This is a genomic window from Shewanella sedimentimangrovi, assembly GCF_017354965.1.
Lineage (GTDB): Bacteria > Pseudomonadota > Gammaproteobacteria > Enterobacterales > Shewanellaceae > Shewanella > Shewanella cyperi.
In genome coordinates this window covers 817,239-832,706 of the sequence record NZ_CP071502.1, presented here as the reverse complement: position 1 = coordinate 832,706, position 15,468 = coordinate 817,239, and the positions used below count along the sequence as shown (strand labels likewise).

Below are 15,468 nucleotides of genomic sequence, written 5' to 3'. Positions count from 1 at the left end.
GAAACTGTTATTCGTCGCTTTCGCCACCGGCGCCGCTGAGGCGCTCTTTAATCGCCGCAGTGATTGGGCTGCCACCATGGCCATTGGCTTCGGCCCAGGCTTCGATGGTTTTGCCATCGGCTTCTGCGGCCCCCAGTTCGGTCGCAGACAAACGCTTGGCAATAAACTCGCCCACATCTGCGGCATTGGCCACATAGGCAGTGCGCAGCAAACTGTTACCATCACAGCTGATGCCTGAGTATACATTGCGCAATTTCACCCGGCTTTCTTTGAGCTTTTTACGCAGACGATTTTTATCATTGGATTTCACGTAGTCACAAATGCTAGCTACCAACTGATCGGTGTCGGCCATGGCCGGAGTGGACACAGAAACAGAGGAAGCTGCAATCAGCGCTGCAATAGCCATGGGCAATACACGCATCCGATACTCCTTTGTATTTTTCATTATTCAGTGGACTCGTCAGAAATCCACATCAGGGTACACAACACCTGCTAATTTAACATTTTTTTGTCAATGTGATAAAGCGATATTCAATACCCGATGCGGCAATGTGCTCACTCTTTTCCAGCAGCTCCCAGGAACCGTCATCCCAGGCCGGGAAATGGGTGTCACCATCCACATCCAAGGCAATCTCAGTTAAATATAGCCTATCAGCCTGTGTAAGCAGGCTTTGGTACAGCTGACCACCACCTATGACCACCAGCTCCTCACAGTCACCCACCAACTGTTTGGCAGCCTCAAAAGAAGCGACGACACTGACGCCTTCCGGGCGATAGTCTGCATTGCGACTGATGACTATATTATGCCTGCCGGGCAATGGGCGACCTATGGACTCAAAGGTTTTGCGTCCCATAACCACGGGCTTTCCCAGGGTCATGGCCTTAAAATGTTTGAGGTCTTCCGGCAAATGCCAGGGCATTTGGTTGTCTTTTCCTATGACGCGATTGTTGGCCATCGCGGCTATCATGGCGATACGCATGCTTATTCCCTAATTTGATTGAATTTTTATATTACGGGACGGGTTCTGAAATACAAGAGTCCCGGCAAAGCCAGTCCCACCGACAGGGCCCCCAGAATAAATACCGTCTTCAGGCCGTTGCTGATAACTGCGCCTGTGAGCGCCGGACTGACCTCGCTCTGCGCCGTCAGTTGCACCAGGGCAATCACGGTATTAAAGGCATAGGTCCCCGGGATCATGGGGATAATGGCCGCCACAGCATACAAGAGCGGTGGTGCCAGGTGACGCCGGGCAAAGGCAATGGTGATTGTGCCCACCAGGGCTGCAGCGGCAAAAGTGGCCCACTCAATGGGCAGCTCCAGCTGCAACAGGGCAGTGCGGAAACTGTGTCCAAGGGCCGCGGCAATGGCGCAATAGGGGAGAAAACGCTTGGGCACATTAAACAGCATGGCAAACCCGAGCGCAGGAATTGCTGAAAACAGGGCATCGTCAAGCAACAGCCACAGCATGTCCATTGGGCTTGAGGTCACAGGAAAATCCCTCCCAACTGCATGGCACAGGTAATGCCAATAACTGAGGCCAGGGTCAGCAAGCTCGCCTGCCCCCAACGGGAGATCCCCACGTTCATGTGCCCTTTCACCATGTCCGAAATGGCATTAATCATCGGAAAGCCCGGCACCAACATCAACACGCTGGCCGCCATGGCCAATTCCGGCGTTTGGGTCAGAGGCCAGCGATAGCCTATCTGGGACAGGATATTGGTAACAAAGGCGGTCGCGGCAAAGGTGACCAACAAATTGAAATGACTCCGGGCCAACAGCAAGCGCACTATCATGCCGATGGAAGAGGCAAAGGCCGTGATAAGGCAGGCCGCCAAATCACCACCGAACAGATGACAAAAACTGCCACAGGACAGGCCTATCATGGGGATCACCAGATGCGCCGGGTAAGTTTTGGGCGCTATCCTGGCCAGCCGCCGACGGACCTCATTTGGCCCGTACAGCCCCTTTTCCGCCAACAGACACAAACGCTGCAACTCGCAGATAAGCGTCATATTGATGCCGTGCTCACGAATACGGCGAGTGGTAGTAATACACCTGCCATGGACCAAACTGGTCAGTACCAGGGCATTGGAAGATATGGAAAGCTCGACGCTGGCCAAGCCCAGCGCCTTGCCAAGGCGCTGACTGATCTCTTCAACCAGATCAGACTCAGCGCCATAGGCCAGGAGTAATTGCGCAACGCGCACTACCTGGCGGGTGATGTCATTTTGCGTTTCTGCGTACACGTCACGCTCAACTTCAGGGGTAAAAAATTACCTTTGATAGATGATCTCTACATCGTAATCGTCATCGTCGAAGTCGTCATCGAAGTCATCGTCATAATCTTCGTTGGCGTCTTCCAGGCTGGCCTGGTGATAGTTATCCCACTTGAACTCAACGTCAGCATCGGGATCTTTATCTTCTTCATCATCAGGCAGGCTGCTGATGAAGTCGTACAGCTTTTCGGCCAGTTCCTTGGTGCCTGAACGGGTATAGGCAGAGATGGTATAGACATCGCCTTCCCAGCCCAGATCCGCCACTATGGCATCAACCCTTTCCTGCAACTCTTCTTCCAGCAAGAGATCCGTCTTGTTGAATACCAACCAACGGGGCTTGGCAGCCAGCTTGGGAGAATACTTCTCCAGCTCACCGACAATGGCACGGGCGGCATCGGCAGGATTGGAACCGTCAACGGGCTCGATATCCAGTATGTGCAGCAGAACTCGGCAACGCTCCAGGTGCTTGAGGAAGCGGATCCCCAAACCGGCGCCATCGGCAGCCCCTTCAATCAGGCCGGGAATATCGGCAATCACAAAGCTCTGCCCCGGACGCGGGTTCACTACCCCGAGGTTCGGCACCAGGGTGGTAAAGGGATAATCGGCAACCTTGGGAGTCGCACGGGAAACCGAGCGAATAAAGGTCGACTTACCGGCGTTAGGCATCCCCAGCAGGCCCACATCGGCGAGCAGCAACAGCTCCAGCTTCAGGCTGCGCACCTCACCCGGGGTACCCAGGGTTTTCTGCCTCGGCGCCCTGTTGGTGCTGCTCTTGAAACGGGTATTGCCCAAACCATGGAATCCGCCCTGGGCCACCAGCAGTTTCTGACCGTGGGTGGTCAGATCGCCGAGCACTTCTTCGGTCTCTTCATCCACGGCACGGGTACCCACGGGCACCTTGAGGATCAGGTCCTTGCCGCTGTGACCGGTACAGTCACGGCCACGGCCATTTTCACCGCGCTCGGCCATGTGGAAACGCTCAAAGCGATACTCGATCAGGGTGTTGAGGTTTTCGTCGGCCTGCAGGAATACGCTGCCGCCATCACCGCCATCACCGCCGTCCGGCCCACCATCGGGAACATATTTCTCGCGACGGAAACTTACGCAACCGCTGCCACCGTCACCCGCTTCAACCCGGATCACTGCCTCATCGACAAACTTCATACATACTCCCGACACCCCAGAATGGAGGAATTATACCGTTTAACCCCAGGGGTCGCCAAAAACTCATTTTATCCCAGCTTTCCAACCACAGGCTGTGGCGGAAACCACAAAACAAAAGCCCCACCAATGGCGGGGCTTAGTCAGCTTAGGCTGTTTGAAGATTAGTCTTCGATGCTAACAAACTTACGGTTGTTAGGACCTTTAACTTCAAACTTAACCTTGCCGTCAGTCAGGGCGAACAGAGTGTGGTCACGACCAACACCTACGTTCACACCAGCGTGGAACTTGGTACCACGTTGACGAACAATGATGTTACCAGCCAGAACTGATTCACCGCCGAAGCGCTTTACACCAAGACGTTTGCTTTCTGAATCGCGGCCGTTACGAGTAGAACCGCCAGCTTTTTTATGTGCCATGAGTCAGACTCCTAATTAAGCGTTGATAGCAGTGATTTTAACTTCAGTGAACCACTGACGGTGGCCCATTTTCTTTTCGTGGTGCTTACGACGACGGAACTTTTGGATAATTACCTTTTCGCCGCGGCCATGGCTAACAACAGTAGCAACTACTTTGCCGCCTTCAACCAGTGGAGCACCCACTTTCACGTTTTCGCCATCAGCAACCAGCAGAACTTGATCGAACTCGATGGTTTCACCGGTAGCAACTTCAATTTTTTCCAAACGAACTGTATGGCCTTCAGCAACACGGTGTTGCTTACCACCACTTTGAAAAACAGCGTACATAGCTATTTTACTCCGAAATTCCTAACACGCCGACTCACAGGTAGAGCTGGGGTGCTATAAAAACTTTATTGACAATGGGCGCGGAGTTTACGCGAAGAATCCAGTACTGGCAAGCCCTAATTGGCAAAGATCAAAAAAAGATCCCTATCCTTCGCACATCCGACCCGCAATGGCTGTCATGTGTGATATTTTCCGGTAAAATCGCATCTATTATAACACTTAAGCCTAACTCGGGGCAGCAGACCCTCTGTCCTGTAACCAGAGTCTATATATGGATTTAAATGCCATTCGTCAGCTGGCTGATGCTGACATGCAGGCAGTCAACCAATTGATCTATACGCAGCTCGAGTCAGACGTTGCCCTGATCAACCAACTTGGCTTCTACATTATAAATGGTGGTGGCAAGCGTCTGCGGCCCTTGCTGTCGGTACTGGCGGCCCGCGCCGTGGGTTATGAGGGTGACAAGCACACCAAACTGGCCGCCATTATCGAGTTCATCCACACCGCCTCACTGCTGCACGATGATGTGGTGGACGAGTCCACCCTGCGCCGTGGCCGGGAAACCGCCAATGCCCTGTTTGGCAACAGCGCCAGCGTATTGGTGGGTGACTTCCTTTATACCCGTTCCTTCCAGATGATGACCGAACTGGACAGCATGAAGGTACTCAGGGTTCTGGCCGATACCACCAACGTGCTGGCGGAAGGCGAAGTACTGCAACTGATGAACTGCAATGATCCCGACACCTCGGAAGAGAGTTATATGCGGGTGATCTATTGCAAGACGGCCAAACTGTTCGAAGCAGCCACCCGCCTCGGCGCTGTTCTGGCAGGTTGCGATGAAGCCACCGAGCTGGCGCTGGGCGAATATGGCAAATACTTGGGCACCGCCTTCCAACTGATCGACGATGTGCTGGATTACACCAGTGACGCCGAGGAGCTGGGTAAAAACATAGGTGATGATCTCGCCGAGGGTAAACCCACGCTGCCGCTGATCCATGCGATACATAATGGCAATGATAGTGAAAAGGCTCTGATCCGTGGCGCCATAGAAAAGGCCGATGGCACAGATGCCATAGAAGAAATTCTGACCGCCCTCAAGCGCTGCGGCTCCCTGGAGTACACCCGAGCCAAGGCTGAGTCCGAAGCCGACAAGGCCATAGCCTCGCTGAAGGTTTTAGCTGACAGCGACTTCAAAACAGCCCTGGAGTCCCTGGCACGGATTGCGGTCTCCCGCAGCAACTAATACGGGTTTTTCCCCAATAAAAAACCTCGCACTGCGAGGTTTTTTATTTTCCGCACTTATTTTTGTGCTCGGGGTTGCCAGTGGATGGGACTGTGGCCCTGCTCCTGCAACATACTGTTGATCAATGAGAAGTGGCGACAGCCGAAAAAGCCCCGATAAGCAGACAGGGGCGAGGGATGGGGGCCGGAAATGATCCTGTGCCAGGGCGCATCTATCACCTTACCCTTCTTGATGGCATGGCTGCCCCAAAGCACGAAAATAATGGGCTCTTTCCTGGCATTGAGGGCCTTAAGCACATTGGTGGTGAAGGTTTCCCAACCCGCCTTGGCATGGGAGTGCGCCTTTCCCTGTTCCACCGTCAACACGGTATTGAGCATCAATATCCCCTGCTCGGCCCAGGATTGCAGAAAGCCGTGACTCGGGATCTCAAAGCCCGGAATATCACTGGCCAACTCCTTGTACATATTGACCAGTGACGGCGGAGGCTTGATGCCCGGCTTAACCGAGAAACACAGCCCATGGGCCTGACCTTCGCCGTGATAGGGGTCCTGCCCCAGGAGCACCACCCGCACCTTATCCAGGGGCGTATGCCTGAAAGCACTGAACACCTCATCGTGGGGCGGATAAATTTGCTTGCCACTGGCGCGCTCGGCATCAACGAATGCGCTCAGCTGCTGAAAATAGGGCTTGGAAGTTTCTTCCGCCAACAAGGCGTCCCAATCCTGAATAAGGGCCATTTGAATTTCCTGCTGCACAATTCACTCTCTTTAAGACGGCCACAGCTTACGGACTGCCCTTGGCTGACGCAATAAAAAGCCGCCCCGGGGGCGGCCTTTTATCAAAGCATTCTCGTGCCCACCTACCCGAGCAGTTGGGTCCAAATCACCCGCAGCCCCAACAGAATCAGCACCACGCCGGACAGGCGATCAATCAGGGCTGCCCTCGCCCTTAATTTCGGCAGCAGCTGCGGATGGGATAACATCAGCGCCACCAAGGTATACCAGAGACCATCAACCAGCAGCGGTGTCAGTACTATCAGCGCCTTGCCGCTGCCTCCGGCGGAGGCCAATACGAACTGGCTGAAAAGGGCCAGGAAAAACAGCAGGATCTTGGGATTAAACAGGGAAATGGCCAAGCCGTCACGGGCCGCCTGAAACAGGGAGCCAGACTTGCCCGCAGCCAGCTTATCGGCCATACCACCCTTGGAGCGCAGTGCACCAATTCCCATCCAGATAAGGTACAGGGCGCCCAGCAAGGCAATGCCATTAAACAGCAGCGGCGCCTCCTTGAGGGCGACGGCCAGGCCCAACAGGGTCACCAGGGCATAAACTCCAATGCCGATGGAATGGGCCCAGGCGCAGACTATGCCATGCAACCTGCCGCCCCCCAGGGTGTGGCGAACCACCATGGCCAGACTGGGGCCGGGAGACATGGCCCCCAGGCAACAAATGGCCAATAACCCCAACCAAATACTGAAACTCATACACGCCCCTGTAAACTTGCTGCTGTCGGTATCTTAATCCGCACCTTGAGAGCGGCCACTATACCCCATAGCCCCAACGGCTATGAAGTGCTTGTTTGTTCGGACAAATCTAATCACGATATTTCGTGATTAAAGGTTTACCAAGGGTGACAGCCTCGGTCCGGCTGCCTATACTCGGCCCATAATAACGCCTGAATGATTACCTTTAGCTTATGTCCCAAACCGACAGTTTCCTGCCCGAAAACCGCCTGCTGCTCAACGCCGTCAGCGAAGGTATCTATGGCTTTGATCTTAAAGGCAACGCCGTGTTTATAAACCCGGCCGCCGAGCGCATGACCGGCTGGAGCGCCGATGAACTCTTGGGACGTAAAATTCACGATTTTCACCACCACAGCCACGCCGACGGCAGCCCCTACCCCCACCAGGATTGCCCAATCTATCAAACACTTAAGGATGGAAAACCCAGGGAAATCAGCTCCGAAGTGTTCTGGCGTAAGGATGGCAGCTGCTTTCCCGTGCATTACAGCTCCACCCCCGTATGGCAGGATGGCAAGCTTAAGGGTGTAGTCGCGATATTTCGCGACATCAGCCTGCAAAAGCAAACCGAGCTGTCGCTGCGACAGGCCTTGGAACAGGTGCAGGCATTGTCCGAGCAGCTGGCCTCGGAAAATTCCTGGTTACAGGCCGAGCTTGAGGACAAAACCGGTCATCAGCAGATCAGTGGCAACAGCAGCGCAATCCAGCAGCTACTGAAACAGCTGCGCCTGGTGGCCAATACCGACAGTACAGTACTGATCCAGGGTGAAAATGGCACCGGCAAGGAACTGGTTGCCCGTCAGCTGCACCGTCTCAGCGCCCGCCGGGATAAACCCATAATCAGTGTCAACTGCGCCGCCTTTTCGGCGTCCCTGCTCGAAAGTGAGCTGTTCGGTCACGAAAAAGGTGCCTTCACAGGAGCCAGCCAAAGACGCAAGGGCCGCTTTGAGCTGGCCCACAAAGGCACCCTGTTTCTCGATGAGGTGGCGGAGCTGAGTCTCGAAGCCCAGTCAAAACTACTCAGGGTCATTCAGGAGCAGGAATTTGAGCGGGTCGGCGGCAGTGACAGCATCAAGGTGGACATACGGCTGATTGCCGCCACCCATCACGATCTGCAAAAGCGGGTAGAACAGGGGCTGTTCCGCATGGATTTGTATTATCGCCTCAATGTCTTCCCCCTCAGGGTGCCGGCACTGAGGGAGCGGCGGGAAGACATTCCCGAGTTGGTGCAGCAAATGCTCAAAAGCCTGTCACAAAAACTCGGCAAACCCTTGGCCGGGGTCGATGGCGACAGCCTGCAGCAACTGATGCACTATTCCTGGCCCGGCAATGTGCGCGAACTGCAGAACCTGCTGGAGCGGGAAGCCATTCTGACCCACAATCCCATTATCAGCCTGACGTCCTTGACCCAGTCCTCCCCCGGTCCCCGACCAGGACAAACCCTGGCCGAGGTGGAAGCCGCGCACATTCAGGCCACACTGCAATTATGCCAGTGGCGCATATCGGGCCCCATGGGAGCGGCTGCCGCCCTGGGATTGCCCCCAAGCACCCTGAGATCGCGGATGCAAAAACTCAATATCCGTCGCCCCTGAACCGCCATCAAGTCACGATATATCGCCTCAATCACGATATGTCGTGACAACTCAAGCCATCACCAAACCAGTTTTTAATATTAAACAATAACTTAAATCACGAGACTTCCTGGCACGTCACTTGCCTTGTGAGAGGGCGTCCAAAGTCAATCAGGAAGTCCCATGGTCAAGCAGTACAGTCCAATCACGGAATCCATTCCGGTCATTCATATAGCCACAGCGCTGCAAACCGCCCCGGCCCAGCGCAGCACAAAGCTTCACTTCCGCAGCCAGAGCGGGCACTTCAACCGCTGGCGGCGGGGGCTCAATGCAGTGCTGATTGCGCTGTTTTTTTTCTTACCTTTAATCAGCTACCAGGGGCGCCAGGCCATTTGGTTTGATTTGGCCGATCAGCAATTTTACCTCTTTGGTGCCAGCCTCTGGCCCCAGGACTTTACCCTCTTGGTCTGGCTGTTTATCGCTGCCGCCTTTGGCCTCTTCTTCGTGACCCTGTTCTGGGGCAGGGTCTGGTGCGGTTTTTTATGTCCGCAAACCGCCTGGACCTTTATGTTCGTCTGGGTGGAAGAAAAGTTTGAAGGCAGCCGCAACCAACGTATTGCGCTGGACAAGGCCCCCATGAGCCTCGGCAAGGCCGGCAAGCGCGCCGGCAAGCACAGTGTCTGGCTGCTGCTCTCCCTGCTGACGGGCTGCGGTTTCGTGGCCTATTTCGTTCCGGCCAGGGAGCTGTATCCGGCCATATTCAGCTTCAACGGCGCCTTTTGGGATACGGCCTGGGTGTGGTTTTTCGCCCTGTGTACCTACCTCAATGCCGGCTGGATGCGGGAAATGATGTGCCTGCACTGTTGCCCCTACGCCCGGTTTCAGTCGGCCATGTTTGATGACTTTACCCAAACGGTGACCTACGATGCCGCCCGCGGCGAAGCCCGTGGCCCACGCAAGCGTAAACAGGCGACCGAACTGGGTGACTGCGTCGACTGCAACCTTTGCGTTGAGGTCTGCCCCACGGGCATAGATATACGCAACGGTCTGCAATACGAGTGCATCAACTGCGGCGCCTGTGTCGATGCCTGCGACCAAACCATGCAGCACTTCGGTTATCAGCCAAACCTTATCAGCTTTACCAGTGAGGCGGCGCTCGCTGGCAAAACCGAGCCGGTATGGCGGCGTAAACGCTTCCTGGGGTACGGCATCGCCCTTGGCCTTATCCTCATCACCCTCGGCATCGACCTCTCGAGGCGGGACGCCATTACCCTCAACGTGCTGCGCGACCGCCAGACCCTGGCGCGGGAAGTGGGTAATGAACAAGTCGAAAACACCTATTTGTTGAAAATCCGCAATAAAACCCAGCAAGAGCGGATTTACCAGATTTCGGTGAGTGGCGAGCTGCCCTTTGATTTGTCGCGCCGGCAGGTGCGGATTGGCGCCGGTGAACAGCTCGAAGTGCCGTTGACACTGACTGTAGCCAAACACCAACTGACGCTGCCGCGCCATCAGGTGCAGTTCAAGGTCACGGATGAAAGCCTGCCAGACGAGGCGGTAACTCAGGCATCGGTGTTCTTCGCCCTATCGCTTTAGTCCTGTAGCTTTAGTCCTGTAGTGTTATTGCACTGTCGCAATCACGCGCCTCAGCTGCATCAGCGGCCAGCCTTAACCGGTCTGGCCGCGCTGTATTCCCCGAGCCATATTCCGAACTTGCTTGCCGCACCCTCCTGCGCGCCATCACAACAACCACAATCCGGCGCTTGCTTTCACCTTGGCTTAAGGGCAAGACCGTATCCTGAATAGTCATTTACCCATGGAGCCTTCGATGATCCTGACACTCAGTATCCTGATAACATTACTGCTTCTGGCCGCCATGGTGGCGCTGCTGATTGCCCGCATGCGGGGCAAACCTATCCCGCTGGCGGTGCTCCCCGTGATTGGCCTGATGGCGCTGATGGTCGGCTCAGCCAGCTTCTTTGTACACCGCGCCAGCGGCGAGCAGGATTACCGTGAGCTGCTGTGGCAGCCGCTGGCTGCAGACAGGATCCCCATGTTGGTTGAAAATGGCTATACCGTGTTTGTGGATTTGCACTCAGACTGGTGTATGCCCTGCCAAGCCAATCGCGCAGGAGTGCTGCACCGCCCCGAGGTGGTCAACATCCTGAGGTCAGACAAAGTGGTACTGATGCAGGCCAACTGGATTCAGGACAAAGATCTGATCCTGCCCTACTATGGCCGAGTTGCCGCGCCGGAGGCGCCCTTTAACAAGGTGTACGGTCCTGCACTGCCCAAGGGTATAATTCTGCCCACTGAGCTGACTGAAGATGCAGTGATAGTGGCGATTCACAAGGCCAAAGGGCACTGATCCTTTAACCATGTTTGAAAGGGCCATGGCGCTTCATGCCTACAAAAACGCCGGCAAATGCCGGCGTTTTTATTGGATGTCGCATCTGGCTTAAATCTCGTAATGCAGACCGCATTCGCGCTTGAGGCCGTTGAAGCGGGTGTCTTCCTCACTCATGCCAAGCTCCAGCGGCTTGGTGGAGTGGGTGTCGCCCACTGACACATAGCCCTGTTCCCACAGCGGGTGATAAGGCAGTTCGAATTTAGTCAGGTACTGGTGCACATCCTTATTGCTCCACTCAATAATCGGCAGCAATTTAAAGCGTTTACCGTGAATGGCGAGAATGGGCAGCGCTTCGCGGGTCGATGCCTGGGTGCGGCGCAGGCCGGCAAACCAGGTTCCCACTTCCAGCTCTTCCAGCGCCCGCTGCATGGGTTCCACCTTGTTGAGCCTGTTGTATTGCTCAAGCCCGTCGAGTCCCTGTTCCCACAGCTTGCCGAAGCGCGCTTCCTGCCAGGCAGCCGTCATCGGGGCGCGGTACACCTTAAGGTTAAGCTTAAGGCGCTCGGTCAGTTCATCGATAAAGCGGTAGGTTTCCGGGAACAAATACCCGGTATCGGTCAGCACCACAGGAACATCGCTTTTTACCTGCGTCACCAAATGCAGCATCACCGCCGCCTGGATACCAAAACTGGAGCTTAAAATATGCTCGCCGGGTAATTCACGCAGCGCAAATTCAACCCGCTGGGCAGGCGTGGCCTTGGCAAGCTGTAGATTGATGTCCGCAAGCGCGGCCGCTTGCTCGGCTGCATCCAGACTAAGTAAATCGTGATAATTCATGCTTATCTCCAAGGGTTCTGGCGTCGCTACACGTCTTGGCCATCGGCCATCGGGCCGCCAAAACAAACGGGGAAGCCTTGCTTCCCCCCTGACTGGTCTCAGGCGTGGAAGTCGGTTTTACTGACTTTCACTTCGGCAACAACACCCACCCGAATAACAAAATCACCAAAACATTCACCTGGGTTACGCTCAACTGACCAGCGGCCAATCAAGGTATCCAGTTCAGCCAGAATTTCCGCTTCGGCTACGTTATCCAAATACAATTTCGGAATACGGGTACCCGCAGTGTTACCGCCCAGATACAGGTTGTATTTGCCAGGACCACGGCCCACTAAACCGGCTTCTGCCAACATGGCGCGGCCGCAGCCATTCGGGCAACCCACGACGCGCAGGATGATATGGTCGTCCGCAATGCCGTGCTTGCTCAAGATCCCTTCAACGTGGGTGACCAGCGTTGGCAGGTAACGTTCGGCTTCTGCCATCGCCAGCGGACAAGTTGGCAGTGACACGCAAGCCATCGAGTTTTTACGCTGGGTGGTCACGTTATCCAACAAACCATGATTGCGCGCCAGCTGCTCAATCTGCGCTTTATCTTCGGCAGCAACCCCTGCGATGATCAGGTTCTGGTTTGCCGTCATGCGAAAATCGCCTTTATGCACTTTGGCAATTTCAGCAACACCCGTTTTCAGCGGCTTACCCGGGTAATCGAGCAGACGGCCGTTTTCGATAAAGAGTGTTAAATGGTGCTTACCATCAATGCCTTCCACCCAACCAAAGCGATCGCCACGGTGGGTAAATTCATAAGGACGGCTTGGGCCAAAGGCCACGCCAACCCGTTGTTCCACTTCTGCTTTGAAAGCGTCAACGCCGATACGATCTATGGTGTATTTGGTTTTGGCATTTTTCCGGTTAACCCGATCGCCGTAGTCACGCTGCACTGTGACCACGTGCTCTGCGACTTTCAGCACATGCTCAAGACCGATAAAGCCCAAATCTTCTGCGCGACGCGGATAGGTCGCTTTATCGCCGTGGGTCATCGCAAGGCCGCCACCAACCAACACGTTGAAACCAACCAGCTGGCCATTTTCGGCAATGGCCACGAAATTTAAGTCGTTGGCGTGTACGTCGACGTCATTGTGCGGTGGGATCACCACAGTGGTTTTAAACTTACGCGGCAGGTAGGTATCACCCAGCACCGGCTCAGTTTCCGTGGTTTCTACTTTTTCTTCGCCCAGCCAAATCTCGGCATAGGCGCGGGTTTTTGGCAGCAAATGTTCAGAGATTTTCGCAGCCCACTCATAAGCTTGCTGGTGCAACACCGATTCCACAGGGTTTGAGGTACACAGCACGTTACGGTTTACATCACCGGCGGTGGCAATCGAGTCGATGCCAATTTTATTCAGCATCTGGTGCATCGGCTTGATATCCGGTTTAAACACGCCGTGGAACTGGAAGGTCTGGCGGGTGGTTAACCGAATTGAGCCGTACATGGTGTGCTCGCGGGCAAATTCATCAATCGCCAGCCATTGCTCAGGCTTGATAATCCCGCCGGGCATGCGCGCCCGCAGCATCACATTATGCAGCGGCTCCAGCTTTTGCTCCGCGCGCTCAGCACGTAAATCGCGGTCATCCTGCTGATACATGCCGTGAAAACGCACCAACATGAAGTTATCACCGGTAAAACCACCGGTAATTTCGTCTTTTAAATCTGTGGTGATAGTGCCACGCAAATGGTTGCTTTCAGCCTTCAGACGCTCGTTATCAGACAGCTGGCCCTGCACCTGCAGTTCAGGTTTAATTGGATATTGGCTCATTAATAAACATCCTTCTGATAACGTTTGCTCTCGCGTAACTCTTCAAAATACTCGTCGGCTGCTTCGTCAGACAAGCCACCGTGGGTTTGGGCAATCTGTAATAACGCCTGATGTACATCTTTCGCCATCCGGTTGCCGTCACCACAAATATATAAGTGCGCGCCTTGTTGTAGCCAAGACCACACTTCGGCGCCTTTGGCAGCCAGTTTATCCTGCACATACACTTTTTGTGCTTGATCGCGGCTAAATGCCACATCCAGGTGGGTTAACACGCCACGCTTCAAGTAGTCTTGAAGCTCCACCTGATATAAGAAATCACGGGTGAAATGCGGGTTGCCAAAGAACAGCCAGTTTTGGCCAGTCGCACCTGCGTTATCACGCTCTTGCAAGAACGCCCGAAACGGCGCAATACCTGTGCCGGGGCCAATCATCAACACTGGCGTATCGAGGCTTGGCAGGCGGAAGTTGTCATTGTGTTCAACAAAGACTTTCACCGGCTCTCCTTCAGCCAAGCGCTCAGCTAAAAAGCCTGACGCACCACCTAAATGGGTGCTGCCAAAAGCATCGTAACGCACCACGCCGACGGTTAAATGAACTTCTTCGCCCACTTCGGCTTGGCTTGAGGCGATGGAATACAAGCGTGGCTGCACTTTGCGCAGGCTGTCCACCAGCTGCTGTGCGCTGATGTTGGCAGGGTTTTGCACAATCACATCGGCACTTTGTTTATCGGCCAGATAAGCGCGCAACGCGTCTTTGTCTGCGCCAAGCGCTTGCAGTTCGGCATTGTTGCTCGCCTCTGCGTACTTGGTCACCAGCGACGGGTAAGCTTGGGTGAGCTCCAGCTCGTCGGTTAACGCCGCTTGCAGCGTTAACGTCTGGCCAGACAGTTCAACTTGCTCGCTGCCAGTTAAACCTGTGGCGGCCAGCACGCTGGCGACAAGCTCCGGAGCATTGCGGAAATACACCCCTAAAGCATCACCCGGCTGATAGTTCAGGCCGGTGCCTTCCAGCGAGATCTCAATATGACGCACGTCTTTGGTGGAATTACGCGCCGTGATCTTTTGATTAACACTTAACTCAGCTGTAGCTGGGTTTTGCTTATCATACAGGCTGTGGCTAGCCGCGGTGCCAGTCGCACCTGGCCATGCAATCACTCGCTCGCTACCGGCGCCTGATGCTTTAAGCAGCGGTGCAAACACATCTAAGGCTGCTTCCTGCCAGTTTTTCGCACCCTCGGCATAATCGACGTCAAGCAGGGCTGGCTCATACAAACGTTTTGCACCTAATGCAGCCAGTTGGCTGTCAAAGTCTGTGGCGGTTTTGCAGAAAAACTCATAGCTGGTATCGCCAAGGCCCAACACGGCAAATTGCAGCTGCGGTAACTTCGGCGCTTTTTTACCAAACAGGAACTTATAGAAACTAACTGCGCTCTCGGGTGGCTCGCCCTCGCCATAGGTCGAGGCAACAATGATGAGGAATTTTTCTTTTGCCAACGCATTCGTTTTATACGAGGCAATATCTTGTAACTGCACAGCTAAGCCACGGCTTTCTGCCGCCGCTTTGATTTTACTGGCCACGCCTTTGGCATTGCCGGTCTGCGATGCGTAAAGCACCGTTAAAGTAGCGGCTTCCTGGGCTGCTGGTGCTGCAGCAAAAGCCCCCCCAGCGGCAAATTGCGCGTTTGCAGCCAGATAACCACTGACCCAGGCCAGTTGCACGGCATTGAGCTCAAAGGTCAGTTTCTTGAGCTTGTCCACCTGCTCGGCACTGAGCGGGGACGCGAGGGATGATAATTCTTTTAACAGCATGAGGACGACCCAGTGACATTTTGATGGATGCTAGCTTAGTGCCCTTTAACTCAAGCAAAAAAGAATAAATATTAATTTTTAATTCGTTTTAGGAATATGCAGAGTGGAAAATTTAGGCTACAAAAGTGTGTCCTGTCGCAAA

General features: G+C 54.5%; 16 protein-coding genes. 4 read left to right on the top strand and 12 right to left on the bottom strand.

The genetic code is table 11. The features are described from left to right. Window positions 1–7 precede the first annotated feature (7 nt). From JYB85_RS03400 to rplU, 7 genes are all read right to left on the bottom strand, one after another. Window positions 8–421, bottom strand: a complete 414-nt coding sequence (locus JYB85_RS03400) for a DUF3718 domain-containing protein (RefSeq protein WP_207381067.1) — start codon at window positions 419–421, stop codon at window positions 8–10. Between the two features lie 76 nt (window positions 422–497). Further along, a complete protein-coding gene (gene folA, locus JYB85_RS03395; protein ID WP_207381066.1) occupies window positions 498–980 on the bottom strand; it encodes a type 3 dihydrofolate reductase in 483 nt (160 codons plus the stop codon). Window positions 981–1,006: 26 nt separating this feature from the next. Continuing rightward, window positions 1,007–1,474 carry a threonine/serine exporter family protein gene (locus JYB85_RS03390; RefSeq protein ID WP_207381956.1) on the bottom strand — a complete coding sequence of 156 codons (468 nt, stop codon included), beginning with the start codon at window positions 1,472–1,474 and terminating at the stop codon, window positions 1,007–1,009. 11 nt (window positions 1,475–1,485) lie between these two features. Beyond that, window positions 1,486–2,247 carry a threonine/serine exporter family protein gene (locus JYB85_RS03385; RefSeq protein WP_207381065.1) on the bottom strand — a complete coding sequence of 254 codons (762 nt, stop codon included), beginning with the start codon at window positions 2,245–2,247 and terminating at the stop codon, window positions 1,486–1,488. A 27-nt stretch (window positions 2,248–2,274) separates the two neighbouring features. Then, window positions 2,275–3,441, bottom strand: a complete 1,167-nt coding sequence (gene cgtA / locus JYB85_RS03380) for an Obg family GTPase CgtA (protein WP_207381064.1) — start codon at window positions 3,439–3,441, stop codon at window positions 2,275–2,277. Window positions 3,442–3,602: 161 nt separating this feature from the next. Further along, complete coding sequence (gene rpmA / locus JYB85_RS03375; RefSeq protein WP_115136184.1) at window positions 3,603–3,857, bottom strand: 50S ribosomal protein L27; 255 nt, start codon at window positions 3,855–3,857, stop codon at window positions 3,603–3,605. A gap of 15 nt (window positions 3,858–3,872) precedes the next feature. After that, the gene (rplU, locus tag JYB85_RS03370; protein WP_207381063.1) at window positions 3,873–4,184 is read right to left on the bottom strand and encodes a 50S ribosomal protein L21; all 312 of its coding nucleotides are present in this window, start codon (window positions 4,182–4,184) and stop codon (window positions 3,873–3,875) included. Window positions 4,185–4,455: 271 nt separating this feature from the next. Between rplU and ispB the strand changes: the two genes are divergently transcribed. After that, window positions 4,456–5,427 carry an octaprenyl diphosphate synthase gene (gene ispB / locus JYB85_RS03365; protein WP_207381062.1) on the top strand — a complete coding sequence of 324 codons (972 nt, stop codon included), beginning with the start codon at window positions 4,456–4,458 and terminating at the stop codon, window positions 5,425–5,427. A 56-nt stretch (window positions 5,428–5,483) separates the two neighbouring features. On the opposite strand, the gene ung is transcribed toward ispB, so the two are convergent. Next, window positions 5,484–6,164, bottom strand: coding sequence for a uracil-DNA glycosylase (gene ung / locus JYB85_RS03360; RefSeq protein ID WP_207322015.1), 681 nt, complete (start codon window positions 6,162–6,164; stop codon window positions 5,484–5,486). 122 nt (window positions 6,165–6,286) lie between these two features. Continuing rightward, window positions 6,287–6,910, bottom strand: coding sequence for a LysE family translocator (locus JYB85_RS03355; RefSeq protein WP_207381061.1), 624 nt, complete (start codon window positions 6,908–6,910; stop codon window positions 6,287–6,289). A 212-nt stretch (window positions 6,911–7,122) separates the two neighbouring features. Between JYB85_RS03355 and JYB85_RS03350 the strand changes: the two genes are divergently transcribed. The 3 genes from JYB85_RS03350 (at window position 7,123) to JYB85_RS03340 (ending at window position 10,885) form a co-directional block, all read left to right on the top strand. Next, entirely contained in the window at window positions 7,123–8,538 is a 1,416-nt protein-coding gene (locus JYB85_RS03350; RefSeq protein ID WP_207381060.1) for a sigma-54 interaction domain-containing protein, read from the top strand. A 162-nt stretch (window positions 8,539–8,700) separates the two neighbouring features. Continuing rightward, window positions 8,701–10,113 (top strand): cytochrome c oxidase accessory protein CcoG, encoded by a 1,413-nt coding sequence (ccoG, locus tag JYB85_RS03345; protein ID WP_207381059.1) that lies wholly within the window; start codon window positions 8,701–8,703, stop codon window positions 10,111–10,113. A 232-nt stretch (window positions 10,114–10,345) separates the two neighbouring features. Next, complete coding sequence (locus tag JYB85_RS03340; RefSeq protein ID WP_207381058.1) at window positions 10,346–10,885, top strand: thioredoxin family protein; 540 nt, start codon at window positions 10,346–10,348, stop codon at window positions 10,883–10,885. A gap of 90 nt (window positions 10,886–10,975) precedes the next feature. Here the strand turns inward: JYB85_RS03340 and JYB85_RS03335 are convergent, their stop codons facing one another. The 3 genes from JYB85_RS03335 to JYB85_RS03325 all read right to left on the bottom strand — a co-directional run bounded on the left by JYB85_RS03335 (window position 10,976) and on the right by JYB85_RS03325 (window position 15,326). After that, window positions 10,976–11,704 (bottom strand): phosphoadenylyl-sulfate reductase, encoded by a 729-nt coding sequence (locus JYB85_RS03335; protein WP_207381057.1) that lies wholly within the window; start codon window positions 11,702–11,704, stop codon window positions 10,976–10,978. A gap of 98 nt (window positions 11,705–11,802) precedes the next feature. Further along, window positions 11,803–13,518, bottom strand: a complete 1,716-nt coding sequence (cysI, locus tag JYB85_RS03330) for an assimilatory sulfite reductase (NADPH) hemoprotein subunit (RefSeq protein WP_207381056.1) — start codon at window positions 13,516–13,518, stop codon at window positions 11,803–11,805. Continuing rightward, window positions 13,518–15,326, bottom strand: a complete 1,809-nt coding sequence (locus JYB85_RS03325) for an assimilatory sulfite reductase (NADPH) flavoprotein subunit (RefSeq protein WP_207381055.1) — start codon at window positions 15,324–15,326, stop codon at window positions 13,518–13,520. The genes cysI and JYB85_RS03325 overlap by 1 nt, the downstream gene beginning before the upstream one ends. Between the last annotated feature and the right edge of the window lie 142 nt (window positions 15,327–15,468).